This window comes from Paenibacillus durus (assembly GCF_000756615.1).
GTDB classification, from domain to species: Bacteria; Bacillota; Bacilli; order Paenibacillales; family Paenibacillaceae; genus Paenibacillus_AQ; species Paenibacillus_AQ durus.
On sequence record NZ_CP009288.1, the window covers coordinates 3,056,799 to 3,083,443 of the forward strand.

The window sequence follows — 26,645 nt, forward strand, 5'->3', positions numbered from 1 at the left end:
GTACAGCCGTTTCTTCTTGCTCAATATTTCATTGTAATTCACCGGTGAAGCAATTTCCAGCTTAGATGAACATTATCCATTCTTAACTTGATATCGGAGCGATCAAATGAGCACACTTCCCATTATGCAGATCATACCTGAACTTAAAAATAGACTTGGGGCCTCTTCATCCGCCGTCCTTATTGCGGAACCGGGAGCGGGTAAGACAACGATGACGCCGCTCGCGCTGCTGGACGAGCCGTGGATGAAGGGCAAAACCATGCTTATGCTGGAACCCAGGCGGCTTGCCGCCCGAGCGGCGGCCGCCTATATGGCGTCCTGTCTCGGCGAGCAGGCAGGCCAAACCGTGGGTTACCGGATGCGTATGGACAGCAGGACGGGGCCTGATACGCGCATTATCGTCGTGACCGAAGGCGTGCTGACCCGGATGCTTCAGGACGACCCTTCACTTGGCGATACCGGCCTTATCATCTTCGACGAATTCCACGAGCGCAGCCTGAATGCGGATCTGGGACTTGCGCTCTCGCTGGAGACGCAGGCTGTGCTCCGCGAGGACCTGAAGATCCTTGTTATGTCGGCAACGCTTGACGGAGAGAAGGTCTCCGCGCTGCTTGGCGGTGCTCCGGTTGTCCGGTGTCCCGGCAGAGTATTTCCCGTGGAAACCGTATACGCTCCCCCGGCAGCAGCAATCCCTCTGGAAAAAGCTGCGGGGAATGCAGCCCGGCGCGCGCTGGCCGAGCAGCCCGGCGACATCCTGCTGTTCCTCCCGGGCGAGAGAGAAATCCGCCGGACGGAGTCGGAGCTGCGGTCCGGCGCGCTGCCCGGGAACGTGACGCTTCGTCCGCTCTACGGCCAGCTTCCGCAGGCCGAGCAGGACAGCGCCGTTGCGCCGGCTGCGGAGGGCCAGCGGAAGGTCGTGCTGGCGACCTCCATCGCCGAGACAAGCCTGACGATCGAGGGGGTCCGGACCGTGATCGATTCCGGGCTGCGGCGGACGCAGCGGTTCTCGCCGAGAACCGGCATGCCGCGCCTGGAGACGCTGCCGATTTCCAAGGCATCGGCGGAGCAGAGGCGCGGCCGGGCAGGGCGGACGGCCCCAGGCGTCTGCTACCGGCTCTGGAGCCGGGAAGAGCATGACCGCCTGCCGGAATCGGACGCGCCGGAGATTCTGGAGGCCGATCTGGCCGGCCTCGCGCTGGAGCTGGCGCTGTGGGGCGTGCGCGACCCGGCCCAGCTGGCCTGGCTTGACGCGCCGCCGCCCGCGCCGTATGCGCAGGCGACCGCGCTGCTGCGCCAGCTCGGCGCCCTGGACGCCGCCGGCGCCATTACCCCGCACGGCCGGCAGCTGGCCGCGCTGGGCACGCACCCCCGCGCCGCGCACATGCTGCTGCGCGCGGCAGAGCTTGGCGCAGCGCCGCTCGCCTGCCGGCTGGCGGCGCTGCTGCAGGAGCGGGACCCGCTGCGCGGTCCCGCCTCGGGCAGCTGCGACCTCACGCTGCGCGTGGAGGCGCTGCTGCGGTACGAAGCCTCCGCCGGGCGTGACGCAGGCGGAGGCGATCCTGCGGCTCTGCGCGCCGCTGCGCGCGCAAGCCGGGGACTTGAGGCGCAGCTTAAGGCGGCTGCGCCAGACCTTTCCGCCGCAGCCGATCCGGCGGAGGCTTCCCTCAGCGGCCTGCTGCTGTCGTTCGCCTATCCTGACCGGATCGGGCAGCGCAGGGGAGGGGGAGCTTTCCTGCTCTCCGGCGGACGCGGCGCGGCAATGGGGGAGAGTCAGCACCTTGCCCGCGAGCCTTATATCGTTGCCGTCTCCGTTGATGACAAGGGAACGCAGAGTCGCATCATGCTGGCGGCTGCCGTTGAAGAGAAGGAGCTGCTGGAGCATCACGCGGATATCGTGACAGAGCAGTCCGAAGTGTACTGGGATGATGAGAGCAAGAGCGTCAAATCCCGCCGCCGCACGATGCTCGGCGAACTCACTCTTAAAGAGTCCGGTCATGAGCGCCCTTCACCGGAAGAAGCGGCGAAGGTTCTGATGCAGGTAATTTCCGGGGAAGGTCTAAGACTGCTTCCTTGGGACAAGGGAACTCTTCAGCTAAGAGAACGCTTGGCGTTTATGCATCGGCTCGACCCTTCCTGGCCGGATGTGTCCGATGCTGGACTCACAGGTAGCATGGAAGAGTGGCTGCTTCCCTTTCTAGACGGCTGCCGCAGTCTGCGGGATATCCAGCGTCTGCCGCTGCGCGAGGCGCTTGTGAGCATGCTGGACTGGGAGCGGCAACGGCGGCTGGATCAGGAGGCTCCAACGCATATCGCGGTTCCCAGCGGATCACGGATTGCCGTTGACTACAGCGATCCCGCCTCGCCGGTGCTGGCTGTGAAGCTGCAAGAGATGTTCGGGCAGCGGGAGACTCCGCGAATTGGAGCGGGAAGAGTGCCCGTACTGCTTCATCTGCTGTCTCCGGCAAGGCGACCGGTTCAGGTGACAGCTGATCTCGCCAGCTTCTGGAATAACACATATTTTGAAGTCAAGAAAGATTTGAAGGGGCGATACCCTAAACATTATTGGCCGGAAGATCCGCTTCAGGCCATACCGACTCACCGCACACGGCCGGTCAAATAAATTGCAGGAAGCAGCCGTTTGCCAGAATTCTGCCTTCATTTACGTCACCTTGAAGCGTGCCCTTCCCTCTTTTTCCATGCTTGGAAGAGCTGAGGAAGGGCAATATAACTAACGTACACCTAAGAATAAGGAGGACTTCAAGTGGCAAAGAGGATTGTTGGCGTATTCGATACGGGACGTGAGGCAACCAACGCGATACAGCAATTGCAGGCCAAAGGTATCCGAAATGACGATATTTCAGTGGTCACACGGGATCGCGAAGATCTGAGGATGATAACGGAGGAGACGGATACAATGGCTCCGGAAGGAGTCGCTACAGGAGCCGCAACCGGCGGTGTAGTCGGAGGGATTGCCGGCCTCCTGGCCGGAATCGGCGCACTGGCTATTCCGGGCATCGGCCCGATTATTGCAGCAGGCCCGATTGCGGGCGCATTGACCGGCGCGGCGATGGGAGCGAGCGCAGGCGGCCTGGTAGGGGGACTTGTCGGATTGGGTATACCCGAAGAGGAAGCCAGAGAATATGAAGGCTATGTTAAACAAGGCAAGATTCTGGTTCTTGTAGACGACGACGGACTCGATGCCCAAATTTCCGATATCTTCCGTAATAACCCCACGCTGAAAGCAACTCGTATCGATCGATGAATTCGGATACCGGCCCGAAACTCTATAAGCGAAACAAACTATAAAATTAGCGTATTGCCCAATAATTTTAATTTAAAAGAGGCTTGATTACCCAATTTATGAAAATACGGGGGATTCAGCCTTTTTTTGTGCATGGAAACAAAAAACAACGTATTCGAAAGAGAACGCTCAATCCTACCGATTATCGACAATATTTCATCATATGAAAAATTCACAATAAATAAACACAATAACCCTCCCATCTCATACCAGCTTATTCATTAACGTGTCTCTCCCAGCAGCAAGCCCAATCTGAAAAAGTCCTGGGCAGTTCGGCCAAAAGCCATATTGTGAAATTTGATAAACAGTGATTATATAGAGATATCCAGAATGATCAGAGGAGGTCTTTCATGGCTTTTATGATTGCCCAAAGGGCGTTTATCAAGCTGTATCTCATAACCATGGTCGAACAGCATCACGGTTACGGCTATCAAATGCTCGAGGATTTGCGGAGAGATTTCAAAAGCCATGGCTACAACCCGCCGCAGAGCGAGATTTACCGGGCCCTTCACGAATTGGTGCAGCAGGGCATTTTATACCGGACCAAGCAGCTCAAAGGAAATGATCCCAAAGTAGATTTTCAGGAAATCGTTCTTTATCATTTCACGCCGGACGGAGCCGAGAAAGCGAAGCTGTACAAGAAGCAGGTAAAGACCGATCTTGACCGGTGTCTGGGCATACTAAACAAAGCGGTAGCCGATAATTATTAAAGCCCTCAGCAGGCACGGGACGGTGATATTTCCAGCCAGTCCCCGCCCTGATATAATAAGTAAAGCTAAAAAGAGAACCAGTCAACGATGGAGGTAGTACAGATGGATGAACATATGAAGCGAAGACTGGACAAGCAGAGAAAGCTGTTCAGTCAGCTTGGGATTGCGCTTGATGCGTTAACCATTCATGAGAAAGAGTTCAGTATGAAATTGCGTGGATACGATCCGGAAGAAGTAGATACTTTTTTGGACAGTGTCATTAAGGACTATGAACGGTTCTATGCAACCATCGCTGACTTAATGGACAAATGGCAGGAGCAGCAGATTACCCTGCGTGAAATGAAAGCGGAGAGTAAGCAGGCGCCGCCGCCCGTTATCCGGGGAATCGATCCGAAAGAGATCGAAGAGACGATTCTGAAGCTTGAGGCCGGTGTCCGCCAGCTCAAGGAACGCGTTCAGCGCAGTGAGATCATTTAGCCTCCGGACTTGAACAAAAAATTATGGCTCAGACTGGTTATCAGGACGGAGGTTATACTTTTTTGATGAATAAAAATGTACTGAATTTCAAAATCCGCGGAAAAATCGCTTTTGGGTACATAATGATTTTACTGCTGCTCGGGCTTTTTCTACTCATTGTGCAGGGACGAATTTCTGAGCTTGAGAAGGAAACTGTTATCCTGAGCGGTCATGATATGCAGGTGCATGAGCTTACCTTTCAAATTGAGAAAAATATTCTGGACATGGAAACCGGCCAGCGCGGCTATGCGCTTACAGGCAACGACTCTTATCTTGCTCCCTATTATGACGGGCTGGAGAAGTGGAAGGTTAATTACTCCGATTTGAAGGAACTGATTAAGGGCAGTACATCCCAGACTGAAAATCTGGAAAGTATCAGGAAGAATATCGAAGCCTGGATTGTCAAAGCGGGCCAAAATGTGGTCGAACTCAAACAAGCGGGCCGTGATGATGAGGTGACCGCATTTTTTCATGCTGATACTGGCAAAGCGATTGTCGAACAAATCCGCAGCCAGACGCAGGATTTTCGTCATGTTGAACAAGCCGGGACGGCAAAGCGGATCAGCGATCTGAAGTCCCGCAACCACCAGCTGATTATTACCATGTATATTCTGTGGAGCCTGGTGGCGCTGGTCGCCATTGCCGCTTCTATCCTCATCACCGACAGTATCGTTAAGACACTGAAGAACGTAATTGACGCCATTAACCATATAGCAGACGGAGACAGCAGAGCCAAGCGAATCGAGGTGAAGACGCAGGACGAGATTTCCGATCTTGCTGCTGCGACTAACCGGCTATTGGAGATCAAGGAACGAGAGCAGCGGTTCAGCGGCCAGCTAACCCATATGTCTGTGAAACTTCAGGAAAAAACGGACCCCGCCGCTTTATGCGATACCTTCCTGAGCAGGCTGGCGACAATCCTTGAGATCCAGTACGGAGCGGTGTACATTGCTCAAGACTACTTTGGCGATTCTCTGCTGAGAATTAGTTCCTATGCTGGCGGAAACGAGGGATTGAGCCCAGGCAAAGAAAAAATATTGCTGGGTGAGGGCCTGGTAGGCCAATGCGCGCTTGATCAGAAAATTCTGAAAATTGAAGATCTACCGGATGGCTATATTCATATCAGCTCAGGTCTAGGAAGAACCGCGCCCCGGCAGGCGGTGATCGCCCCTGTTGTTTTTGAGAACAGAACCGTCGCGGTGATCGAGATTGCCTCACTCATGAAATGGGCGCCCGATCAGTTCAAGCTGCTGGAACAGATGCTGGACATGTTTGCAGTATCGATTAATTCGGTTATGACCCGGATGCAAATCCAGCATCTCTATGCCGAAGCCCAAACAATGAATGAGGAACTGCAGAACCAGTCCGAAGAGCTGCAATCCCAAACTCACGAACTGATTAACGTGAACAGCAAACTGGAATTGCAAAAGCAGGTTGCGGAGAATTCCGCTGGGGAACTGGAAAAAATGAACGAGGAGCTGGAGAGAAGCTCCCGGTACAAATCCGAATTTCTGGCAAATATGTCGCATGAGCTGCGGACCCCGCTTAACAGCATGCTGCTGCTGTCGCAGATTCTGTCTGAGAATCACAGCGGCAACTTGACAGAGGAGCAGATAAGCTATGCATCGGTTATTCATTCCTCTGGGAGTGATCTGCTGGCGATCATTAACGATATTTTGGATTTATCCAAGGTTGAGGCCGGGAAGATGCTAATCGAGACGAGCGCTGTCAATCTTACCGAGTTCCCGTCCTTGTTCGAGGGGTATTTCGGTATGACAGCTGAGTCCAAAAATCTCGAGTTTAGCGTCGTTTTGGAAGCTGGAACACCCGACATCTTCTTTACAGATGAACTGCGTTTGCATCAAATCCTCCGTAATCTGCTGTCCAACGCCTTTAAATTTACGGAAGAAGGCGGAGTAAAGCTGGTAATCTCCAAGCTCGACAACTTTGCTTCCCAAGGTTACACCCCTGAGGGGCCGGTGCTGTCTTTTGCTGTAATCGACAGCGGCATAGGAATATCTTCGGATAAACGAGATCTGATATTTGAAGCGTTCCAGCAGGCGGATGGCTCAACCGCGCGAAAATTCGGCGGAACGGGACTCGGACTGTCCATCTCTCAGCAGCTTTCGAAGCTCCTGGGCGGGCACCTTACGCTCGAGAGCAAGCCGCAAGAGGGCAGCATCTTCACGTTGTATCTTCCTTATCTGGAAGAAGAAAGAGACCCGAAGGATTACACGCTCAATTCAGAGGCGGCGGCAGCGATTGAACGCAGAGCTGATGACAGCGGCGATGCTGAGGAGGCGCGAGTGGACGGGGAATATGGCTGGCTGTCGGGCAGAACAATCTTACTAGTCGATGATGACCTGCGAAATATATATGCGCTGACACAGACACTTGAGAAATACAGCATGCAAGTACTGTCGGCCCAGAACGGATTCGAATGCCTTCAGCGGGTAAGAGAGAATCCCGGAATCGACATTCTGCTTCTGGACATCATGATGCCGGTGTTGGATGGGTATGATACATTATCGATTTTGCGCGAAGAATTGTTGAAGCACGACCTTCCGATTATTGCGGTATCCGCCAAGACTATGAAGGAAGACCGGGAGAAATGCCTGGCTGCGGGAGCGACCGATTTTATCAAGAAACCCGTTATTACGAAGGATCTTATTAGGATTTTGTCCTATTATTTGAGCAGCAAAGCCGCTTAATTGCCGGTTGAATTTGTACGGGCGACCCGAAACCTTATGGTAGCGGGCGCCTTTCTTCTATTTTCGGCAGAGATTTCTTAGAGAGAGTAGGCTTAGGATGATTTGCAGCCTGTTGCAATGAGGTTTAATCGCATGTTATCATTTGGTTGATCAAACAAACAAAGATATTGGGATGAAATCATTGATCTTAGGAGGTCTTTATTACGGAGCACGACAAACAGCAGCGAATTATTGACGCGGCCTATCAAGTATTGGCTGAAAAAGGGTATGACAAAGCCTCCACGAAAGAAATCGCACGGGTGGCCGGAGTCGCACAGGGATTAATCAGTTATTATTTTCCGAGCAAAGACTTGTTGTTTGCGGAAGTATTCCGCCGCGAATCGGAGAAGTACTGTGAATCGTATTCATTTACTCCAAGCAACGCCGAAGGGCCGCTAAATGCGGCAGCCGTCAAGTCGGCGCTCAGCGTACCGCAGTCCAGGGCCGTGGACAATCCGTCCTGGATCAAGCTTCGTTACGAATTATACGCTTTGGGGCTGAGAAATCCTGCGGTATCAGAGAGTATTAAGACTACGCTTGTCAGCAAGCGCGAACACCAGACCAGGCTCATTGAGCGGATTAGCCGTCTTCCGGAAGAACACTCGCGTTCGCTCGCTCCCATTTTGCTGTCCGTATTTGATGGCCTCGGATTGCAGCGGCTCTGCGATGAAGACTTCGATTACGAGGGCGCTTACGATACGTTTGCCGCAATACTTTCCGCATATTTACAAAGCATTCAAAAATAAGAGACTGGAATGCAAATTTTTTTTATAAAGAATTGTTTGAACACTCAAACAAACAGAAAAAGTGGAGGAGATTGAATGAACAATTTAAGTGTTACTCGCAACGCAGTGCCTCAGCAAGTCAAACGGACGCTGCTGGGAACGATCGGCCGTTTTGTTGTAAGGGCTAGATGGATGGTCATTATCTTTGGTGTAATTGCCTTTATCGCATCGGCTGTTGTTGGAGCAGGGAGCACTCAAAAGCTGTCGCTCAGCAGATGGGAAGTACCCGGTTCCGAATCGTATAGGGCCGGTCAAGCCCTTGAGCGCCAGTTCGGCTCCGGCAGTCCCAATCTCGCGCTGCTGGTGACCGTTAAGAGTGGAACCATCGACAGTCCGGAGAACCGCGAAGCGGGTCTCGCGCTCACGAGGGAGTTAGCGTCCGAGGAGGTGGTTCAGGAAGCATCTTCATACTGGTCCCGCAGGGAGACACAAACGCTGCGCAGTGAGGATCGGACGCAAGCGCTAATCCTGGCGCACTTGAAAGGAACGGTAACGGAGGCGCGGACAGCGCTTGGTGAATTATCTCCTGAATTTACCAGGGAGAACAATCTGTTCAAAGTCGCAGTGGGCGGGCAGGATGAAATATTCAGGCAGGCGGCTGGACTGGCTCGTGAGGATTTTGTGCGGGCGGAGATGATCATTTTACCCGGCGTATTTCTTCTTCTCCTGCTTGTCTACCGGCGCTTTCGGGCGACTGCCCTGACCATCGGCGTCGGCCTGTTCGCTATGGTCTCCACCTTGGCCGGGCTCGGCGGGGTTGTTTCGTTCACGGAGGTATCGACGTTTGCGCTTAATTTGACATTGGTCATGGGGCTTGGGCTTGGCATTGACTATTCGCTGTTCATGATCGCCAGATTCAGAGAGGAGCTGGCCTCGGGCAAGGATGCCCTTCACTCCGCTGTCCGTACAGTGGAGACCGCCGGACGAACCGTTATTTTCAGCGGCATTACCGTTGCGGCGTCCTGTGCGGTGTTGTTTGTCTTTCCTTTTCCGTTTCTTCAGTCCTTCGCGTATACCGGTGTGCTGGTTGTGTTGTCAGGGATTATCGGTTCCGTCCTCATTCTACCCGCATTCTTTGCCGTTCTCGGCAGCAGGCTTGCGCGGCGAACCGGAAAAAGAACGTCAGGCCAATCTGGGCTCCATACAGGGTGGTGGTATCGAAGCGCGAAGACCATTATGCGCCGTCCCGTAATATACGGCGGCGCAGCCCTTCTCATTCTGGTGCTGCTTGGCTCGCCCATTCTGAATTTGCAGTTTGGCCTTCCGGATCACCGGGTGCTGCCCGCTCATGCGACGAGCCGGATTGTGGAAGATCAGAAGATTGCCGGGTTTCGGGCCGAGGAGACAGACGCCATTCAGGTTTTGGCTCCAGAGATCAAAGATCCGGCAGGCGCGTTAAATGACATTTCTGCCTATGCTGCCCAGCTGTCTAAGGTTCCGGGTATCATTCAGGTTGATTCTCTTGCCGGGTCCTTCTCCCAAGGCCAATTAATCACACCGCCCAATGAAACGCATGCCCGCTTTGCCGGCGCGAATGGCGGCACCTTTCTGTCAGTCATTCCCTATGGAACCAGCATCAATGCAGATGCTCCCAAGCTGGTGAACGAGATACGGTCGGCTGATGCGCCGTTTGATGTTATCGTCGGCGGATATCCAGCGGATTTGACCGATTTTCGTAAAGAACTGCTCGAACGTCTGCCGGTTGCGCTCGCGCTTGTTCTAGTCATTACTTTTATTATCCTGTTCTTCATGAGCGGCAGCATCCTGCTTCCGATTAAAGCGACCTTGCTCAATTTCCTCAGTCTTACTATAATGTTCGGTACACTTGTCTGGGTGTTCCAGGAGGGACATTTGTCAGGTCTGCTTCATTTTACGCCAGCCGGATCAATCGAGCCGAGCATTCCGATTCTCATGTTCTGCATCGCATACGGCCTGTCGATGGATTATGAAGTGTTCATACTGTCCAGGATTAAAGAAGAGTATGACCGTACAGGCGATCTGACCGAATCGGTAGCGAGAGGGATCCAGAAGAGCGGTTCGCTTGTCACAACGGCTGCGGCCATCCTGGCCTTTACTTTCGCCGCTTACGCAACGGGAGAGGTTGTCTTTCTCAAAATGCTCGGCATCGGAATGACCCTGGCTGTGCTGGTGGATGCCACACTGATCCGGTCCGTGCTGGTTCCTGCATTCATGAAGCTTGCCGGCAGGGCGAATTGGTGGGCTCCGCCCATACTGCGACGCTTTTATGAACGTTATGGTATTTCGGAAGGGGGAGGAGCTCAATGAAAGCATTTGTAACTGGAAGTTCAGGCATGCTGGGCATTAACTTAATCCGTCAATTAACGGCAAAAGGCTATGAAGTAAAGGCTTTGGTGCGCTCGAAGGAAAAAGGGAACAAGCTGCTGGGAGATACCGGAGCGGAACTGATTGTCGGCGATATGGAGCAAGTCGAGGAATGGGCCTCCTCCTTGCAGGGCTGCGATACGCTTTTTCATACGGCGGCTTATTTTCGGGAGACATTCGCTCCGGGCAGGCACTGGGAGAAGCTTGAGCGGATCAACGTGACGAACACCGTGCGGTTGTTTGAGGAGGCAGGTCTCTTTGGGATCGGAAAGATCATCCATACGAGCAGCAATGCAACCATTCGAAAGCGGGAGGACGGCGTACCAAGCAATGAATCGGATGTGATGAACCCGGATGAAGCTCTGAACGATTACGGCAAAAGTAAAGTGATCGGCGATCAGAAGATCGCCTTGTTCTCCGAGAAGTTGGGGATTCCGGTTGTGACGATGAAGCCATCCTGGATGATCGGCCCATGGGACGCGGCTCCTACGAGCGGAGGCAAGCTGGTGCTGGATTTCATGAACCGGCGGCTGCCGGGCTTTATTGCCGATTCGGGCATTGATGTGGTGGACCCGCGCGATGTAGCTGACGCGATGATTATTTCAGCGCAGACGATAAACGAATCCGATTCGTTTATTTTAAGCGCGCATCATGTCAGCCAGCTGCAATTGATGCAAGCGTTGGAGGAAGCCACGGGAATCCCGGCTCCGGCAAAGAAGCTTCCGAAAAGGCTGCTTTTCGCGGCAGCATGGGCGGCGGAGCGCTACGCTGCGGCAACGGGCAAAGCACTCTCGCTATCGGTCAACGGCATCCGGTCGATTACGAATAAAAAACAGACCTCTTCAGCTAAAGCCGAGAGCGAGCTGGGCATCCATTTTCGTCCTTTAATTGAAACGGTTCGCGATACGGTCAATTGGTATAAAACTCACTGACATACTTGAATGGAGGGGCTTCTCCTCATAACAATATGAAGGAAGCTCCCTCCTTAGTAAATACTACCTGGTTTTAATTTTTCACTTGGCCGCTAGTTATGGTCATATGTACGGTTCAGGACGTTTACTAATTCCGGGAACCAATCGGCGAGCGTAAGAAATGAGAAGCCTGCCGTCTGCGCTTTTGCCGTGTCCATACGCCATGACTGCGGGATGCCAAACGGAGACATATGCTCATCCGCTGTCTTTTCACGGATTACGGCCTTTTTCCCTGCTGCTCCTTCAATTATGGAAATCATTTCATTAATGGTAAAAGAGCCTTCAGAGCATGCATTTACCGGTCCCGTTAATTCCGAACGGCCAAGCCACAGCAGAAAGTCCGCAGCCTCATCCGAACGGATGAAGGAAATGCGCGCTTGCCTATTCGGAATACCTACTGGCTCTTCCCGGCGGATATGCTCGATATGAAAATGCAATCTTTTCGTGTAATCATCCTCGCCGAGTACGATCGGAAACCGGACGGCGGCCACAGGGAACGCTGCCTGTTGGAAGAATACGGCTTCGGCCAGCCGCTTTCCCTCCTGATATGAAAAATCATCTCTGCCTCCCCCTCGAACGGGGTAAGCTTTCGGATCAAACAGGTCTTCAGTCAATATTTCCGGCCTTGGGTCATATACGGATAGACTGGAAGTCAGGATATACCGCTTCGCTCTGTCTTCAAATATGCGGCAGGCCGCCGCCGCTTCATCCGGTGAATAACAGATATTGTCATAGACGATATCCCAAGATTGATTCAGAGCTGCTGAAGCAAGCATTTCCGGATTTGTGCGGTCCATATGGATACGGTGAATCCGTTCACCAAATGGGTCGGCCGCATTTCCTCGCGTTACAATCGTAACATCGTTGTCCGCATCCTCCAGCAGGCGCTCCACCAATCTTTTGCCAAAAAAGCGTGTGCCGCCAAGCACCTAGATGTTGCTCATTAACTCAACTCCTCGCCGCAATATGATTTCAGTGTACCATAAGGTAACCTGGAAAGACTTCGCTCCTTTTTTTCTGCTATAATTTAGGTTATGACAAAACTGGGGGAGGAAATTGAGATGGCTGATCCGCATACTGCGTTCATTTTGATTGATGTACAGGAGGCGATGTTCTCATATCCGGGACTGAAGCTGTATGACGAAGAAGGTGTGATGGAGCGGATCGTATCGCTGCTGGATCGGGCGCGCCGGAGCGGTACGAGGGTGATTTATATTCAGCATACCGAAGATGAAGAATACACCAAGGGAACGCCTACATGGCAGATCAGCTCCAAAGTGACTCCTTTGCCCGGGGAAAAGGTCATCGAGAAGCCGACCTGGGATGCTTTTCACCTTACCGGACTCCAGGAAGAATTGCAGCGTCAGGGAATTTCCCATTTGATTATCGCGGGCATGCAAAGCGAATTTTGTCTCGATTCGACATGCCGACGGGCATTCAGCCTTGGATATTCCACTATTCTGGTGGAAGACGCCCATAGTACGTTTGATAATGGACGGCTCTCTGGCAAAGAAATCGTACGTCATCATAACGGGATTCTCGGAGGACGGTTCGTAACCTTGAAACCTGCGAGTGAGGTAATCTTCTGAAAATGGGTAAAACCTATTCGGCTGTGCGCCCCAAGCAGCGTTCCCGTTTGCGTCTTTTTGCGGGTAAACACTATTTTATCTGGAAAAGATATGTCAAATGGCTTACGGGGAAGGAAAAAGCGGCGATTACTTTCAGCCGGGAAGTCCTGCCCTGCAAGGTGTTCGAGCACGCGACCCCGCTGCTGCGCAAGCTTCGGCAAGTGGATATGCAGCTCCAGTACAATAAAATTACTAATCTCAGGCTGGCGGTTCAAAAGCTCGACGGCTTAATTATAAGGCCGGGCGAGACCTTCTCTTATTGGCGGAGGATCGGCAAGCCCACCCGTCGTAAGGGTTATATGGATGGCATGGTTCTGTATTACGGAGGATTTAAATCCGGCGTTGGGGGAGGGCTGTGCCAGCTCTCGAACCTGATATATTGGATGACGCTTCATTCTCCGCTGACGGTGACGGAACGGCACAGACACAGCTATGATGTCTTTCCGGATGAACAGCGAACGCAGCCGTTCGGCAGCGGGGCTACCTGCTCTTATAACTACCTGGATCTTCAGCTTAGAAATGACACGGATACTGAATATCAGCTTAAGGTGTGGCTTACCGATACGCATCTGCATGGAGAGTGGCGAGCGGCGGAACCCCCGCTTTATACATACGAGGTTTATGAAAGCGAGCATGCCATTTCTCTGGAGCCATGGGGCGGTTACCTTCGTCGTAACAGCATCCGCCGGAGGCTGATTGCCCGGGACGGGAGCACGGCCTTTGATGAGCACGTAACTGACAACACCGCATTAATGATGTATGCCCCTTTGTTAAAGGGTGAGCTTCAGGCTTAAGCCGATATCATTTTTTCAAATAAAAGGCTGATTTTTTCCGCTGCATGCGTTAAATTAACAGAAGTGCTCTACATCAATTGACGCGACAGAAAGGAAACACTCATCATGAATACTAGAAAACCGCCAATCCCCGTTTCGCTGCTCATGCTGATCGGGATTATAGCCATCTCATTTTCAGCCATTTTTATCAAATGGTCCCAAGCTCCGGCCTCCATTCAGGGAATGTACCGCTTGCTGTTCACTTCGCTGTTAATGTTTCCCTTCGTCCGTCCGTATAGTGGAACGGTATCGGCCCTCCGTCTTAAGGACTGGCTGCTGCTGGCAGCCTCCGGCTTCATGCTGGCTCTGCATTTTTTGCTCTGGATGGGCTCGCTGGAATATACCTCCGTCGCCAGCTCTACAATGATTATGGCGCTTGAGCCCGTTTTCATTATGATTGGGTCCTACATTCTGTACAAGGAACGCAGCCCGGTTTCCGCAATAGCCGGTCTTGGCGTGGCGATTATCGGCGTCGTCTTTATTGGCTGGGGCGACATTGGCTTGTCCTCGGACAACCTAAAAGGCGACCTTCTCTCTATATTCGGAACGGTGGCGGTAGCCGCCCATCTGCTCATTGGCAAAAAGCTGGTAGCCCGGATGCCGTCTTATCTGTACAGCCTAATTGTGTTTATTTGCGCCGGAGCCGTGTTCGCTCTGTATAATTGGGCTGCGGGCATCGCTTTCTTTGACTATCCACCGGGAGAATGGGGCATTTTCGCGCTGCTCGCGATCGTGCCGACTGTATTTGGCCATATCCTCTTCAACTGGCTGCTGCAGTATACGTCCGCCACTACCGTGTCCATGAATATTCTCGGAGAACCGGTGGGGGCCTGTATTCTGGCCTATTTGCTGCTCGGAGAGCGATTGTCCGGCCTTCAGTGGTCGGGCGGCCTGCTCGTGCTCGCCGGTCTTGCTTGTTATTTGTATATGGGCAGCCGAAAAGAAGCCCGGAAAGCAGAGCGGCGGAATAGCCATTCGCATGAACCTGAGGCATTGCCGGAAAGCGCTTCTTGAACCGGCGGGGTTTCACCGGAACTTGCACATAATGAGATTCGAAGCAAAGGAGCTTTCACTTTTATGTACGACAGTCACAAGGATGACAATAAACCTGAATCGGCGGTAACCTCCTCCGTCAGCGAAGAGCTGTGGAATGAGGATACATACAGCGCTTGGATAAGCCGGTTTGGAACGCCGGAAGAAGCCGCTGCCAAGCTGCGGAATAATCCCGCCGCCAAGCTTCAGCCTCTTCTTGCCTATTTCGGAGAAGTAGGCGGCAAGAAAATAATGAACCTGATGGGCTCGAACGGGGTTAAGGCGGTGGCGCTCGGACTGCTAGGGGCCGAGGTGTCGGTAGCCGACTTCTCGGAAGGCAACGCGCGTTATGCTTCCGAGCTCGCGGAAGCTGCGGGAGTTCGTGTGGATTATACCGTCTCCGACGTATTGAATCTGCCGGAGGCTGTTCTGCGGGGAGCGTATGATATCGTCTTTGCGGAGCAGGGCATCGTGCATTACTTTACCGACCTGAAGCCGTTTATGGACACGGCGTATTCGCTGCTTGCTCCGGGAGGGCGGTTCATATTGCGGGATTTTCATCCCGTGTCGACCAAGCTGATCTCCTCCAAGGGCTCCACAGCCAAAATCCGCAAGCATAAAGTAACGGGGGATTACTTCGATACGTCGCTTGAGGAGAAACGGGTGTCCTATGCCAAATATTCGCCCAGTGGCGGAGAAAGCAGGGACGTTACAGGTACCGTATACTGGCGCAAGTGGACGCTCGGTGAGATTGTGACCTCGGCCGCGGAAAGCGGCCTGCATATCCGTAAGCTGGTCGAAGAACCGAATCTGTCCTCGGACGTATTCGACAAAGGCATTCCGAAGACGTTTGTGCTGATGGCGGAGAAGCCGGAGCTTTAAGCCGAATAAGTCAGGATCTATGGCAGATGCCGGGCTGCAATCAGCCTGGCATTTTCCTCAATCTTTACGGAATTCATACAACTCCATGCTGTACCCCCCTACGGACCAAGCTGTCCGCAAAAGCCTGCTGAATCTCGGTTAGCACATAATCCTTCCGCCACGCCAGATAAAAACCGCCCCGATCCGGCAAAATACCTGAAAGTGGGCGATAACACAAGCTTCCCGTCTCGATCTCCGCCGCAATTCCGATTTTGGAAAAAACAGCGACCGCATTTCCTTGCATAACCAATTGCTTAACAGCCTCCGGGCTGTCCGTTTCCATCCTATTCCATACACGCACACCGTTCAACCCGGCCCAGCGGTCGGAGAATTCGCGCAGGCCGCTTCCCGGCGCATGCTGAATCCACGGCTCCCTGGAGATTTCATCGGGCCCCGGGTTATCCTTAGCATCAAACGGGTGCCCTGGAGCAAAGATAAGCACCGTCTCATCATCGGCAATCTTGCTCATATATAAAGATTCGTCTGCCTGCTCATAGCCATGCAGAACGGCAAGCTGAAGCTTGCGGCTCCTGAGCTGCTCGCGTAAGACGTGATTTTGCGCCTCGGACAACGTTATTTCCGTCTCGGGATACTGCGCCGCTAAGCCTGCCAAAGCTGCCGGGAGCAGATAGGCCGCCGAAATCGCCGATGCTCCGATAGCCAGCTTTAACCTGGAGCGGGAGTCGGCCAGCTTAACCGTTCTTTCGGCTTCGGATGCCAGCGCAACAATACGAACCGCATACTGGTGAAGCGCATGACCGGCTTCGGTCAGCAGCACGCGTCCGCTTCGGCTCTGAAAGAGCGGGGTGCCCAGTTCATTCTCCAGCGATTTCATATGAAAAGAAACGGTGGGCTGCTTCAGGCCAAGCTCTGCGGCAACATCCGTCACTTTTTTATATTTTTCAATAAGAACTACGATTTGCAGCTTTAATATATTCATGGAAGCTCCTCCGATTTGACAATATTCGCTAACTTTCTTCTTATATTATAGATTAATTCTATAGCACTATACATATTCTATTTTCTTTTTTATCGTTCATTTTACATAAGTAGGCGGTTTAACTAACGAAGGGATTTTACAATTAACAGTGTCAGGGCGAACGAGCCTAATTATTAACACAAACTGTAGGAGGAGACAAACAATAATGCGCTCTAAAAAATCCTGGATCATGGCACTTGCTTTAACGAGTGTCCTTGCACTTTCGGCTTGCGGTAACAACGGGGGAAATAACACAGCGGCTAACGGGGGAAATGCGGGAGCCAGCAGCGCGCCTACAGAGACAAGCGGCGCAGAAGTCAGCGGTTCGATTCTTGCTTCCGGCTCCACGGCTCTACAGCCACTGGTGGAACAAGTAGCCGAGAAATTTATGGAAAAGAATGCCGGCGTAGATATTCAAGTTCAAGGCGGCGGTAGCGGTACGGGTCTTACACAAGTAGCTGAGAAACAAGTGGATATCGGCAACTCCGACGTGTTCGCGGAAGAGAAGCTGAAAGATGCGGACGCGGAAAAAGCAAAAGCGCTCGTCGACCATCAGGTGGCGGTTGTCGCGATTGCGGCCGTTGCCCATCCGGATGCAGGAGTTGACAATCTGACTAAGCAGCAGCTGGTTGATATTTTTACCGGCAAAATCACGAACTGGAAAGAAGTAGGCGGCGCGGATCAGAAGATCCAAATCATTAACCGTCCGGCAAGCTCCGGAACACGCGCCACATTCGAGAAATTTGCACTCGGCACGAAGACGGAAGATCTTCCGGGTTCCATTCAAGAGGATTCCTCGGGTACCGTTAAGAAAATGATCGGCGAAACGCCGGGAGCAATCGGATACCTGGCTCTGTCCTACCTTGACGAATCGGTTAAAACCTTGAACTACGACAGCGTTGAGCCTTCCGTGGACAACGTAGTTAGCGGAAAATATCCGGTCTGGGCATATGAGCATATGTATACGAATGGTGAGCCGAATGCAACGGTCAAGGCTTTCCTGGATTACTTCCTGACTGATGAAGTCCAAAACGGCGATGTAACTGAACTTGGCTATATCCCAGCGAACAAGATGCAGGTTTCCCGCGATGTCGAAGGCACCGTAACGAACAAGTAATCAGATAATTAAAGCAACAATTTTCATAGAATTGGAGGCGGAATTCTTCTGCCTCTCTTTTCACTTTAAAGAGAAGGGACATAAATGCGAGTGCAGAACAACGAAACTATGCGAGCGCAGAGCAGCAAATCGCGTATCGAAAAACATCATATTGAAGACCTTATCGGACGTTCCTACATGTCTTTTTGTGTACTTCTGTTAATTGTCTCCATAGTATCCATGGTGTATTTTGTTACGTCTAGAGGGATTTCAACATTTGCAATCGACAAGGTTAGCTTTTCCGATTTCTTTTTCGGCACTAATTGGTCTCCCGAAGGGGATCATCCGTCTTTTGGAGCGCTGCCGTTTATCGCAGGGTCATTTATCACAACTCTCTTGGCCGCGCTGATCGCCAGTCCACTAAGCATTTGCGCCGCGCTGTTCATGACCGAAATCGTACCGGGATGGGGCAAAAAGCTGCTGCAGCCGGTGATTGAGCTTCTGTCGGGTATTCCTTCCGTCGTCTACGGCTTTGTTGGGCTCAGTGTTATTGTGCCGTTCTTGCGGAATGTCTTCCCTGGACAAGGCATCGGCGTTGCCGCCGGCGCGCTTGTATTGTCGGTTATGATCTTGCCAACGATTACCAGCGTGGCGGCGGACGCGCTGTCTGCGCTTCCGCAGAATCTGAAGGAATCCTCGTTTGCGCTTGGCGCAACCCGCTGGCAGACAATCGCCCGGGTTATAATTCCAACAACACTTCCCGCCATTTTGACCGGCGTAGTGCTGGGTATGGCCCGCGCCTTCGGCGAAGCGCTTGCAGTCCAGATGGTTATCGGAAATGCTCCGTTCATTCCCACATCATTATTTGAATCAGCGTCTACGCTGACCAGCGTCATTACGCTCGGTATGGGTAATACTACAATGGGTTCGCCACAAAATAATGCGCTGTGGAGTATGGCGCTTGTTCTCATGCTGATGACGTTCTTATTCGTGTTCATTGTCCGCATGCTGGAGAAAAGGAGGTCGATCTAATGAAAGCAAAAACAGCCGACAAGATCGCCACCTATGTTATTGTAACTTTGGCTCTGTTGATCGTCGCCGTTTTGGCCGGTCTGCTAGGATATATTTTATTTCGAGGAGTAAGCCACATTAGCTGGGATTTCCTCACATCGGCTCCGCGCAAAATACGCGCGGGCGGCGGTATAGGTCCGCAGCTCTTTAACTCGTTGTTCCTGCTGGTCCTCACGCTGCTGATCACCGTGCCTTTGGGCATTGGAGCAGGTATTTACATGGCTGAGTATGCGCGTCCGGGCAGAATCACCGGCTTTATCCGCCTCATTGTTGAGGTTCTGTCTTCCTTCCCGTCGATCGTCGTCGGTCTGTTCGGTCTGCTGCTGATCGTTAATATTTTCGGCCTCGGCTTCTCGCTGGTTTCGGGGGCGCTGGCCCTTACCGTATTCAACCTCCCGCTGATGGTACGGATTACCGAGCAGGCGTTCCGCAGCGTACCCCCTCAGCAGAAGGAAGCCGGGTTCGCGCTCGGGCTGTCTAAATGGAAAATCGTCACAACTGTTCTGTTCCCTGTGGCGCTGCCCGCAATAATTACGGGAACGATCCTGTCCGCCGGCCGGGTATTCGGTGAAGCCGCCGCCCTGATGTTCACGGCGGGGATGAGCAGCCCGCGTCTGGACTTCGGCAACTGGAATCCGCTGAGTCCGTCCTCGCCGCTGAATCCGTTCCGCCCGGCCGAGACGCTGGCTGTGCATATCTGGAAGATTAACAGCGAAGGGCTCGCGCCCGATGCGGCGGAGATTGCTGCTGGAGCGTCGGCCGTTCTGGTTATCACGGTTCTGATCTTTAATCTGGTCGCCCGCTATTTTGGCCGATTGATCTACCGGAAACTGACAGCATCGCGAAGAATGAATTAATCAGGAGGAGAAGAAAATATGGAAGCGACACTTACAGCACCTCATATTTTGCAGCCAGCGAAGACAGAAAGGGATTTCCGGACTGAAAATTTAAGTATATTCTACGGCACGTACGAGGCGGTAAAAGGTATCAGCCTGCCGTTTCCCGAGAAGTCGGTTACGGCCTTGATCGGACCCTCCGGCTGCGGCAAATCAACCTTTTTACGGTCGCTGAACCGGATGAATGATGAGATTTCCGGATCGACCAGCAAAGGAAGCATCTGGATCGACGGAGTGGATATCAACTCTCCGAGTACGGATGTAATTAAGCTGAGGCAAAAGATCGGCATGGTCTGGCAGAAGCCGAATCCTTTCTATAAATCGATCTACGAAAATATTGCCTTTGGTCCGAAATACCATGGCGTTAAAGGAAAAAAATCGCTGGATGAAATTGTGGAAAGCAGTCTACGCCGCGCCGCATTGTGGGACGAGGTTAAGGACCGCCTGAAGGATTCCGCCCTGGCGCTCTCCGGCGGCCAGCAGCAGCGGCTCTGCATCGCGCGGGCGCTGTCGGTCAATCCGCAAATTTTGCTGCTCGACGAGCCAGCATCGGCGCTTGACCCGGTTTCCACCGGAAAGGTTGAAGAGCTCATTAAAGAATTGAAAGAGCAGCTGCGCATCGTTATTGTTACCCATAATATGCAGCAGGCGGCGCGGATTTCCGATTTTACGGCATATTTTTATCTCGGCCAGGTGATTGAATACGGAATGACGGAAAAAGTATTTACGAACCCGGAAAATACGATGACTCAGGAATATATTATGGGCCGTTTCGGCTGATGCGAGGAACACTGTCCGGCAGGGCGGTGTTTTTTCATTTTTTTACGAAATGAACCCCACCGGAATTGACCCTTTCAAGAGGCGGTTGATTCCGGTGTTTTTCTTATAAAGAAATTTACGGAGCAGGGTAAAAAGCAGTTGCTTTACTAATGTCATTAGTTTAAAATATAACTAATATCATTAGTTTTGGAGGGGATCAAATGAGAGTAACGCGCAACGGCCAATTACTTCAACTAACTTGGATGCCTCGCCTGTTTCCGGTAAACTGCTATATTGTAGAGGAAGAAAGTGACCTGACCTTGATTGATGCAGGTATGCCATTCAGCCTGGAAGGTATCCTTCGTACCGCCGAATCGCTTCGTAAGCCCCTCGCCCGAATCGTGCTGACTCATGCGCATGACGATCACGTCGGAGCAGTGGATGCTTTGAAGAAGCGTCTTCCTCAGGTGAAGCTGTATATATCAGAGAGGGATGCGGCGCTCTTGCGCGGCGACCGTTCGCTGCGGTCAGGCGAGCCGGAAACTCCGATCCGCGGAGCGGTTCCCAAGAACGTAACGAGCATTCCCGATCATTTGATTAGCGATGGGGACGAGATCGGTTCGCTGACAGCTGTTTCCACGCCAGGGCATACGCCGGGCTCGATGTCCTTCTTCGACCGCAGGAACGGGGCCGTTATCGCGGGTGACGCGCTGCAGACTTTCCGCAGCGTTGCTGTAACCGGAGTGGTCGTGCCGCTATTCCCTTTTCCGGCGATGGCAACGTGGAATAAAGAAGCCGCACTACAGAGCGCTGTAACAATAGAGAAGTTGAATCCCACGCTTCTGGCAGTGGGGCATGGTAATTTGCTTAAACAGCCCGCCGAACGGCTGCGCGCCGCTATTGCCAAAGCTGAACAACAGATTTCAAAAGAGAAACGGGGAATGAATCATGTCGCCAAGAGTGGGCCTGGACCGCGATAAAATTGTAATAGAGGCTGTTCAAATCGCCGACGAGCATGGAATGGAGGGGGTAACGCTTGCCGCTCTTGCCGCTAAATTGGGTGTTCGCCCCCCTTCATTGTATAATCATATTAACGGACAAGCGGAACTGCGTTCGCTGCTTGCGGTATACGGCTTAAAGCAGCTTAATGAGGCGATGTCATCAGCATCGCAGGGATTAAGCGGCAGCGAAGCGGTGCTCGCGATGGGGAAGGGCTACGCCGAATTTGCCAAACAGCATCCCGGATTGTATGAGATGACGCTTAAAGCTCCGGATACGGATTACGCCGAGCTTAACGAAGAAGCGGGACGTGCGCTGAAGCTGATTATCAGCGTACTTGCACCCTACAAGCTGAGTGAACAAGGTGAACTGCATGCCGTCAGGGGACTTCGCAGTATTTTGCATGGCTTCGCATCGCTGGAGCAAAAGGGGGGCTTCGGTATTCCGCTTGACGTAAGCGTCAGCCTGTCCGCCACCATTCATGCTTTTCTGGCGGGCATTGACCGGTTCAGAGAGTAAACGAATAAGGAGATGGCATTCATGATCCATGAAGCAAAAGCGACAGCGCCTTTTACATTTGACGATGCCGCTGAACTTGTTGCAAACATCGGAATACTGCCGCTTGCGCCGCTTATTCCGGAGCATCCTTCGCTTAAGGGACTGACCAGAGAAGAAGATTGGCATACGGACACGGAGCTTGATCCATGGCAGTGGCGGGTCCGGTTTCCGGGAGAGAGCAAAGCGGCATACGGAAAATTTCTGAAGAAAAAAGCGGTGCTGGTCGCAAGAGATTGGTTCCCTTATTTTGCCGCTGCATTGGGAAGTTCCCTTTCGCTGAAAGAACGTTATGACCGTGGCTTGTCCGGCAGAGAAGCGCTGATAGTGCTTGAGATCATTAAGGCAAAAGAGGGCATCGAGACGCGTCAGCTTCGCTCAGAAGCAGAAATGAAAGCCAAGGAGAAGAAGACCGCCTTTGACAATGCCTTAAATGAACTGCAAGGCTCCGTGGATATCGTCATTTCCGGCGTGCGCCCGCGGCTAAATGCTGCTGGGGACAAAAACGGCTGGAACAGCACATCGTTTGAAACAGCCGCGAACTGGATGCGGGAGAGCGGAATTGAGCCGTTCGCCGGGGACAAGGAAGAAGCCATTGCCTGGCTGAAGGCCCGGATTGAGCCGGTCTGGTCGCCGGAAGCGGCGGCTTGGATTCAAAAATTATGGGCCAAAACAAAATAAACAAGACAAAATAAAACGGCTGATTCTCCGCTCCGCAAAGGAGATTCGGGATTAGCCGTAAGCGGTTTCGAAATAATTGCTGGGAGGAAGGGAAGTCATTCGAACATGGGGAGAATAAAAGCAACCAAAAAGTACAGAAAACCCAGGAACAGCATGACATAAGCGGTATATTTGACGGCATTGGCGGCTTTATCGCGATTCTCGTAAATGGGCTCGGTATCCTGTTCATCGACTTCAACGTGTTCGACCTTGCTTGAAGAAGGATCCTTCATCATTGCTACCACCTCCTTGCAATTGGTATTTCCACAACTCTATTGTGACATCTTTGTGAATTAAAATCAATAATTTTGTGTCTATATATTGAACGAATTTTGAAATTTAGTTTCTAATTAGGTTTGAAATAGGAGAGGGGCAGAGATGAAGGATAAAATCCTTAACGCCTATGCAAGGTTGGCTAAAGACTATGAGTTGCACGTAGATACATCAAGCGGGCATAATGCTTGCTATGAGCGCCCAGCGATGATGAAACTGCTGCCAGGGGAAATGGACGGATTGACTGCCCTCGATGCGGGGAGCGCCGCCGGTTGGTACACGGAGCAAATGATCAGACGAGGAGCTAGGGTTACAGCCGTCGATATGAGTCCGGAAATGGCCGAGGCCTGCAAAAGACGGTTTGGAGACGCCGCGGAAGTCTTAGTATGCGATCTGTCCGAGCCGTTGCCTTTCGGAGAGGAAACATTCGATGTTATTGTAAGTTCCTTGACTTTGCACTACATAAGCAGTTGGGGACCCGTATTCCGGGAATTCCGGCGTGTTCTGAAACCAGGCGGCAGGTTGATTTTCTCAGTGAATCATCCTTTTATGGACTTTACCCATTTTGATAGACCGGACTATTTCAAGCATGAACCGCTGAGTGAAACCTGGAATAAAAAGGAGTCTGGACCGGTGGAAGTTTCATTTTACCGGAGGCCGCTGCATGAGATTATCAATACGGTTACAGGGTACTTAACGTTAGAGCAACTTGTTGAGCCACAGCTTGAGGAAAGCATGCAGGAACATCCGAATTTCAGGGATTGGTTCGCCAGATGGGGTGAGCATCTGAAGAAGCATCCTCATTTTCTGATCGTGCAGTCGCGCAAATAGCCCGGTTCCTCCTCCAAAGAGGTTTGGAACCGGGCTATGCCCGTTTATATGAACATTACTGAACTATTTTACGCCCAACCGCCATTCCGGAAAATCGGCTCGGCCGTGCCGTCCTCCGTAATGCCGTCAATGTTCATCTCAGGTGAACCCATCATGAAATCGACGTGAATGAGGCTCTGATTCATCCCGCGCTCGGCGAGCTGCTCCTTCGTAAGCGCCGTACCGCCCTCCAGAGTGAAGGCGTATGAACCTCCAAGCGCCAGATGACAGGAGGCATTCTCGTCAAATAAGGTCGTGTAATATAGAATACCGCTTTCCGAAATCGGAGAATGGTGAGGAACCAGCGCCACTTCGCCAAGTGAAACCGCTCCTTCATCCATAGACAGAAGCGCATCCAGCTTATCCTTCCCGACTTCCGCAGTATAATCCGTTACCTTGCCGTCCTTAAAGGTCAGCGTAAAGCGGTCAATGACGTTTCCCGCATAGCTGAGCGGCTTGGTGCTGCTGACTGTGCCGTTCGTCCCGTCCCGATGCGGAACCGAGAATACTTCCTCCGTCGGAATATTGGCCAAAAAAGGCACGCCTTGTGCGTTCACCGCGCCGGCTTGGCACCAGATATGTCCCTCAGGCAGCTCGACAGTCAAGTCGGTGCCCGGTGCGGTGTAATGCAGCTTGCGGTACTTGCGCACATTCAGCTTGTCGCAGCGCCGCTTCAGTCCGTCTAGGTGCTGCTGCCATGCTTCAAGCGGGTTCTCCACATCCGCGCGGACCGCGCGGAAAATCGCGTCCCATAATAGATTAATCCGCTCTTCCTCCGGAGCATCCGGGAATACTTTGGCCGCCCAGGATGACGAAGGATAGGCGACGCCGCTCCAGCTAGCGTGATTGCTCATCAGCAGCTGACGGTAGCCTGCCATCGCTTCCGCCGACACCCGCTGGTATGCCCTGATCCGACCCGGATCAACGCCATTCAGCAAATCCGGATCAGTTGAAATAATGGTCAGGAAGCAAGCGTTGTTCTGCGCAAGATCCTCCATCTCTTCCGCGAACCACTTCGGAGGCTCCGAGAAGGATTCCTCAGGAGCCAGGTCGTAGCGCGTCCGCGTCACGACTTCATCCGAATAATTGACCTTAACCAGCTTGGCGCCTGCTTCATAGGCATTGCGGACGACCAGGCGGACCAGTTCAGCTGATGCAATGTCCGCATTGATGACAAGCGTCTGTCCGGGCTGTATGTTGACTCCGACTCTTACGGCAAGCAGCGCGTAGTTCTCCAGCTTTTGTCTAAAATCCAAATTCCAACCCCCCCTCGATTAAAACGCCCAATTCCCGTTCAGAAATACAGGTTCTTCCGTTCCGTCATTTGTGATGCCGAATATGTTCATCTCTGCAGAGCCGATCATAAAATCGACATGCGTAACACTTGTATTGAGACCACGCTCTTCAAGCTGTTCTTGCGTCATGCTCTTGCCGCCTTCCAGACAGAACGCGTACGCGGTACCGATCGCGAGATGGTTCGAAGCATTTTCGTCAAACAAGGTGTTGTAATATAAAATATTGGATTCCGAAATAGGGGAATGGTGGGGGACAAGCGCCACTTCGCCCAAATATTTGGCGCCTTCGTCCAAGTTGATCAAATGCTCCAGCGTTTCCTGTCCTTTCTCGGCAGATACCGAGACAATTCTTCCGTTCTCGAAGGTGAGCGAGAAGCCGTCGATAATATTCCCGCCGTGGCTCAGCGGCTTCGTGCTGCGGACGGTCCCGTTGACGCCGGTCTTCAGCGGCGCCGTGAACAGTTCTTCTGTAGGCATGTTGGCAACGAAGGTGTGGCCGTTCTCGTTAGTGCTGTCCCCTTGCGCCCACAAATGACCTACCGGAAGCTCGATGGTCAGGTCTGTGCCCGGAGCGACATAATGAAGCTTCTTGTATTTCTTGGCATTCAGTACGGCCGCCTTCTCTTCCAGCATGTTCAGATGCTCCTGCCAGGCTGCTACGGGGTCTTCACGGTCCAGACGCACGGTGTGGAATATCGCCTCCCACAGCTTGTTCACCCGTTCTTCGGCAGGAACGTCCGGAAACACTTTGTCGGCCCAGGCCTGGGAAGGAATGGCGACGATGCTCCAGCTAATTTTGTCCGACATAATAAATTCGCGGTACTTGGACAAGGCGGCTCCCCGGGTCTTCTGATATTCGGCAATCCGCAGCGGGTCAATCCCTTTCAGCGCATCCGGATCGTCGGCGATGACCGACAATACAGCCGCACCATTCTCGGCAAATTCGGTAATTTCACCTGCATACCATGTCGGCGCTTTGGAGAAGACCTCAGGCGCGGCATGTTCGAATTGCAGGCGGGTAATCCGTTCGTCACTCCAGTTCACTTTGACCTGGCTGGCGCCTGCCTCATACGCCTTGGCCGCAATCAGACGGACGAACTCCGCGGCGGTTATGGGAGCATTTACAACAAGCGCCTGCCCTGGCTGCACGTTTACGCCTATTTTCACGGCCAGGTCGGCGTATTTGGAGAGTTTTGCTTCAAATTCAGTCATAACATTTCCTCCATCTATTTCCAAATTAAGCTTATCAAGTATTGTACTAAATTATTAACCGCCGGATGAAAAAAGTCAATTAGGGCTGTAAAACGGGATTTGGGCGGGCAACAATGATATACTGAAAAAG

General features: G+C 52.5%; 25 protein-coding genes. 20 read left to right on the forward strand and 5 right to left on the reverse strand.

The window, feature by feature from the left end; all coding sequences use genetic code 11:
• The first annotated feature begins 106 nt into the window (after positions 1-106).
• The 8 genes from hrpB (at position 107) to PDUR_RS13175 (ending at position 11,337) form a co-directional block, all read left to right on the forward strand.
• Positions 107-2,620, forward strand: a complete 2,514-nt coding sequence (hrpB, locus tag PDUR_RS13140) for an ATP-dependent helicase HrpB (protein ID WP_042206667.1) — start codon at positions 107-109, stop codon at positions 2,618-2,620.
• Between the two features lie 141 nt (positions 2,621-2,761).
• Complete coding sequence (locus tag PDUR_RS13145; protein ID WP_042206668.1) at positions 2,762-3,262, forward strand: general stress protein; 501 nt, start codon at positions 2,762-2,764, stop codon at positions 3,260-3,262.
• A 389-nt stretch (positions 3,263-3,651) separates the two neighbouring features.
• Entirely contained in the window at positions 3,652-4,011 is a 360-nt protein-coding gene (locus tag PDUR_RS13150) for a replication termination protein (protein WP_042206669.1), read from the forward strand.
• A gap of 102 nt (positions 4,012-4,113) precedes the next feature.
• The gene (locus tag PDUR_RS13155; protein WP_042206670.1) at positions 4,114-4,488 is read left to right on the forward strand and encodes a DivIVA domain-containing protein; all 375 of its coding nucleotides are present in this window, start codon (positions 4,114-4,116) and stop codon (positions 4,486-4,488) included.
• Positions 4,489-4,553: 65 nt separating this feature from the next.
• Complete coding sequence (locus tag PDUR_RS13160) at positions 4,554-7,238, forward strand: CHASE3 domain-containing protein (RefSeq protein WP_042206671.1); 2,685 nt, start codon at positions 4,554-4,556, stop codon at positions 7,236-7,238.
• 230 nt (positions 7,239-7,468) lie between these two features.
• On the forward strand, positions 7,469-8,023 hold the full coding sequence (locus PDUR_RS13165) for a TetR/AcrR family transcriptional regulator (RefSeq protein WP_269079219.1): 555 nt from the start codon (positions 7,469-7,471) through the stop codon (positions 8,021-8,023).
• Positions 8,024-8,098: 75 nt separating this feature from the next.
• The gene (locus PDUR_RS13170) at positions 8,099-10,348 is read left to right on the forward strand and encodes an MMPL family transporter (protein WP_042206673.1); all 2,250 of its coding nucleotides are present in this window, start codon (positions 8,099-8,101) and stop codon (positions 10,346-10,348) included.
• On the forward strand, positions 10,345-11,337 hold the full coding sequence (locus tag PDUR_RS13175; RefSeq protein WP_042206674.1) for an NAD-dependent epimerase/dehydratase family protein: 993 nt from the start codon (positions 10,345-10,347) through the stop codon (positions 11,335-11,337). The genes PDUR_RS13170 and PDUR_RS13175 overlap by 4 nt, the downstream gene beginning before the upstream one ends.
• 92 nt (positions 11,338-11,429) lie before the next feature.
• Here PDUR_RS13175 and PDUR_RS13180 read toward each other — a convergent pair whose 3' ends face one another.
• Positions 11,430-12,305 carry a Rossmann-fold NAD(P)-binding domain-containing protein gene (locus PDUR_RS13180; RefSeq protein ID WP_233277371.1) on the reverse strand — a complete coding sequence of 292 codons (876 nt, stop codon included), beginning with the start codon at positions 12,303-12,305 and terminating at the stop codon, positions 11,430-11,432.
• A 132-nt stretch (positions 12,306-12,437) separates the two neighbouring features.
• On the opposite strand from PDUR_RS13180, the gene PDUR_RS13185 reads away from it, so the two are divergent.
• The 4 genes from PDUR_RS13185 (at position 12,438) to PDUR_RS13200 (ending at position 15,751) form a co-directional block, all read left to right on the forward strand.
• Positions 12,438-12,965: a cysteine hydrolase family protein gene (locus tag PDUR_RS13185; RefSeq protein WP_042206675.1), complete on the forward strand. Its 528-nt coding sequence runs from the start codon at positions 12,438-12,440 to the stop codon at positions 12,963-12,965.
• Between the two features lie 2 nt (positions 12,966-12,967).
• Positions 12,968-13,798 carry a VanW family protein gene (locus PDUR_RS13190; protein ID WP_042206676.1) on the forward strand — a complete coding sequence of 277 codons (831 nt, stop codon included), beginning with the start codon at positions 12,968-12,970 and terminating at the stop codon, positions 13,796-13,798.
• A 105-nt stretch (positions 13,799-13,903) separates the two neighbouring features.
• Positions 13,904-14,851, forward strand: a complete 948-nt coding sequence (locus tag PDUR_RS13195; RefSeq protein WP_042206677.1) for a DMT family transporter — start codon at positions 13,904-13,906, stop codon at positions 14,849-14,851.
• Positions 14,852-14,914: 63 nt separating this feature from the next.
• Complete coding sequence (locus tag PDUR_RS13200) at positions 14,915-15,751, forward strand: class I SAM-dependent methyltransferase (protein ID WP_042206678.1); 837 nt, start codon at positions 14,915-14,917, stop codon at positions 15,749-15,751.
• A 73-nt stretch (positions 15,752-15,824) separates the two neighbouring features.
• Here the strand turns inward: PDUR_RS13200 and PDUR_RS13205 are convergent, their stop codons facing one another.
• Positions 15,825-16,730: a LysR family transcriptional regulator gene (locus PDUR_RS13205; protein ID WP_042206679.1), complete on the reverse strand. Its 906-nt coding sequence runs from the start codon at positions 16,728-16,730 to the stop codon at positions 15,825-15,827.
• Positions 16,731-16,935: 205 nt separating this feature from the next.
• Between PDUR_RS13205 and PDUR_RS13210 the strand changes: the two genes are divergently transcribed.
• The 7 genes from PDUR_RS13210 (at position 16,936) to PDUR_RS13240 (ending at position 22,826) form a co-directional block, all read left to right on the forward strand.
• Positions 16,936-17,886, forward strand: a complete 951-nt coding sequence (locus PDUR_RS13210) for a phosphate ABC transporter substrate-binding protein (RefSeq protein ID WP_042206680.1) — start codon at positions 16,936-16,938, stop codon at positions 17,884-17,886.
• A gap of 108 nt (positions 17,887-17,994) precedes the next feature.
• Positions 17,995-18,897, forward strand: coding sequence for a phosphate ABC transporter permease subunit PstC (pstC, locus tag PDUR_RS13215; RefSeq protein WP_042209335.1), 903 nt, complete (start codon positions 17,995-17,997; stop codon positions 18,895-18,897).
• Positions 18,897-19,793 (forward strand): phosphate ABC transporter permease PstA, encoded by an 897-nt coding sequence (gene pstA, locus PDUR_RS13220; RefSeq protein WP_042206681.1) that lies wholly within the window; start codon positions 18,897-18,899, stop codon positions 19,791-19,793. The genes pstC and pstA overlap by 1 nt, the downstream gene beginning before the upstream one ends.
• Before the next feature lie 18 nt (positions 19,794-19,811).
• Entirely contained in the window at positions 19,812-20,612 is an 801-nt protein-coding gene (gene pstB, locus PDUR_RS13225) for a phosphate ABC transporter ATP-binding protein PstB (protein WP_081949513.1), read from the forward strand.
• Between the two features lie 200 nt (positions 20,613-20,812).
• Positions 20,813-21,571, forward strand: coding sequence for an MBL fold metallo-hydrolase (locus PDUR_RS13230; RefSeq protein ID WP_042206682.1), 759 nt, complete (start codon positions 20,813-20,815; stop codon positions 21,569-21,571).
• Positions 21,540-22,109 carry a TetR/AcrR family transcriptional regulator gene (locus PDUR_RS13235; protein WP_042206683.1) on the forward strand — a complete coding sequence of 190 codons (570 nt, stop codon included), beginning with the start codon at positions 21,540-21,542 and terminating at the stop codon, positions 22,107-22,109. Before PDUR_RS13230 ends, PDUR_RS13235 begins: the two co-directional genes overlap by 32 nt.
• 21 nt (positions 22,110-22,130) lie before the next feature.
• The gene (locus PDUR_RS13240) at positions 22,131-22,826 is read left to right on the forward strand and encodes an AlkZ-related protein (RefSeq protein ID WP_042206684.1); all 696 of its coding nucleotides are present in this window, start codon (positions 22,131-22,133) and stop codon (positions 22,824-22,826) included.
• A 95-nt stretch (positions 22,827-22,921) separates the two neighbouring features.
• Here the strand turns inward: PDUR_RS13240 and PDUR_RS13245 are convergent, their stop codons facing one another.
• On the reverse strand, positions 22,922-23,101 hold the full coding sequence (locus PDUR_RS13245) for a hypothetical protein (RefSeq protein ID WP_042206685.1): 180 nt from the start codon (positions 23,099-23,101) through the stop codon (positions 22,922-22,924).
• A gap of 142 nt (positions 23,102-23,243) precedes the next feature.
• On the opposite strand from PDUR_RS13245, the gene PDUR_RS13250 reads away from it, so the two are divergent.
• Positions 23,244-23,969 (forward strand): class I SAM-dependent methyltransferase, encoded by a 726-nt coding sequence (locus PDUR_RS13250; protein WP_042206686.1) that lies wholly within the window; start codon positions 23,244-23,246, stop codon positions 23,967-23,969.
• Between the two features lie 68 nt (positions 23,970-24,037).
• Here the strand turns inward: PDUR_RS13250 and PDUR_RS13255 are convergent, their stop codons facing one another.
• Positions 24,038-25,264, reverse strand: a complete 1,227-nt coding sequence (locus PDUR_RS13255; RefSeq protein WP_042206687.1) for an aminopeptidase — start codon at positions 25,262-25,264, stop codon at positions 24,038-24,040.
• An 18-nt stretch (positions 25,265-25,282) separates the two neighbouring features.
• The gene (locus PDUR_RS13260; protein WP_042206688.1) at positions 25,283-26,515 is read right to left on the reverse strand and encodes an aminopeptidase; all 1,233 of its coding nucleotides are present in this window, start codon (positions 26,513-26,515) and stop codon (positions 25,283-25,285) included.
• Positions 26,516-26,645 lie beyond the last annotated feature (130 nt).

Coding starts and splice junctions, on each gene's coding strand:
- hrpB (WP_042206667.1), top strand. CDS start 107: ATGAGCACACTTCCCATTATGCAGATCATACCTGAACTTAAAAATAGA.
- PDUR_RS13150 (WP_042206669.1), top strand. CDS start 3,652: ATGGCTTTTATGATTGCCCAAAGGGCGTTTATCAAGCTGTATCTCATA.
- PDUR_RS13155 (WP_042206670.1), top strand. CDS start 4,114: ATGGATGAACATATGAAGCGAAGACTGGACAAGCAGAGAAAGCTGTTC.
- PDUR_RS13160 (WP_042206671.1), top strand. CDS start 4,554: ATGAATAAAAATGTACTGAATTTCAAAATCCGCGGAAAAATCGCTTTT.
- PDUR_RS13170 (WP_042206673.1), top strand. CDS start 8,099: ATGAACAATTTAAGTGTTACTCGCAACGCAGTGCCTCAGCAAGTCAAA.
- PDUR_RS13175 (WP_042206674.1), top strand. CDS start 10,345: ATGAAAGCATTTGTAACTGGAAGTTCAGGCATGCTGGGCATTAACTTA.
- PDUR_RS13185 (WP_042206675.1), top strand. CDS start 12,438: ATGGCTGATCCGCATACTGCGTTCATTTTGATTGATGTACAGGAGGCG.
- PDUR_RS13190 (WP_042206676.1), top strand. CDS start 12,968: ATGGGTAAAACCTATTCGGCTGTGCGCCCCAAGCAGCGTTCCCGTTTG.
- PDUR_RS13195 (WP_042206677.1), top strand. CDS start 13,904: ATGAATACTAGAAAACCGCCAATCCCCGTTTCGCTGCTCATGCTGATC.
- PDUR_RS13200 (WP_042206678.1), top strand. CDS start 14,915: ATGTACGACAGTCACAAGGATGACAATAAACCTGAATCGGCGGTAACC.
- PDUR_RS13205 (WP_042206679.1), bottom strand. CDS start 16,730: ATGAATATATTAAAGCTGCAAATCGTAGTTCTTATTGAAAAATATAAA.
- PDUR_RS13210 (WP_042206680.1), top strand. CDS start 16,936: ATGCGCTCTAAAAAATCCTGGATCATGGCACTTGCTTTAACGAGTGTC.
- pstC (WP_042209335.1), top strand. CDS start 17,995: ATGCGAGCGCAGAGCAGCAAATCGCGTATCGAAAAACATCATATTGAA.
- pstA (WP_042206681.1), top strand. CDS start 18,897: ATGAAAGCAAAAACAGCCGACAAGATCGCCACCTATGTTATTGTAACT.
- pstB (WP_081949513.1), top strand. CDS start 19,812: ATGGAAGCGACACTTACAGCACCTCATATTTTGCAGCCAGCGAAGACA.
- PDUR_RS13230 (WP_042206682.1), top strand. CDS start 20,813: ATGAGAGTAACGCGCAACGGCCAATTACTTCAACTAACTTGGATGCCT.
- PDUR_RS13235 (WP_042206683.1), top strand. CDS start 21,540: ATGTCGCCAAGAGTGGGCCTGGACCGCGATAAAATTGTAATAGAGGCT.
- PDUR_RS13240 (WP_042206684.1), top strand. CDS start 22,131: ATGATCCATGAAGCAAAAGCGACAGCGCCTTTTACATTTGACGATGCC.
- PDUR_RS13245 (WP_042206685.1), bottom strand. CDS start 23,101: ATGATGAAGGATCCTTCTTCAAGCAAGGTCGAACACGTTGAAGTCGAT.
- PDUR_RS13250 (WP_042206686.1), top strand. CDS start 23,244: ATGAAGGATAAAATCCTTAACGCCTATGCAAGGTTGGCTAAAGACTAT.
- PDUR_RS13260 (WP_042206688.1), bottom strand. CDS start 26,515: ATGACTGAATTTGAAGCAAAACTCTCCAAATACGCCGACCTGGCCGTG.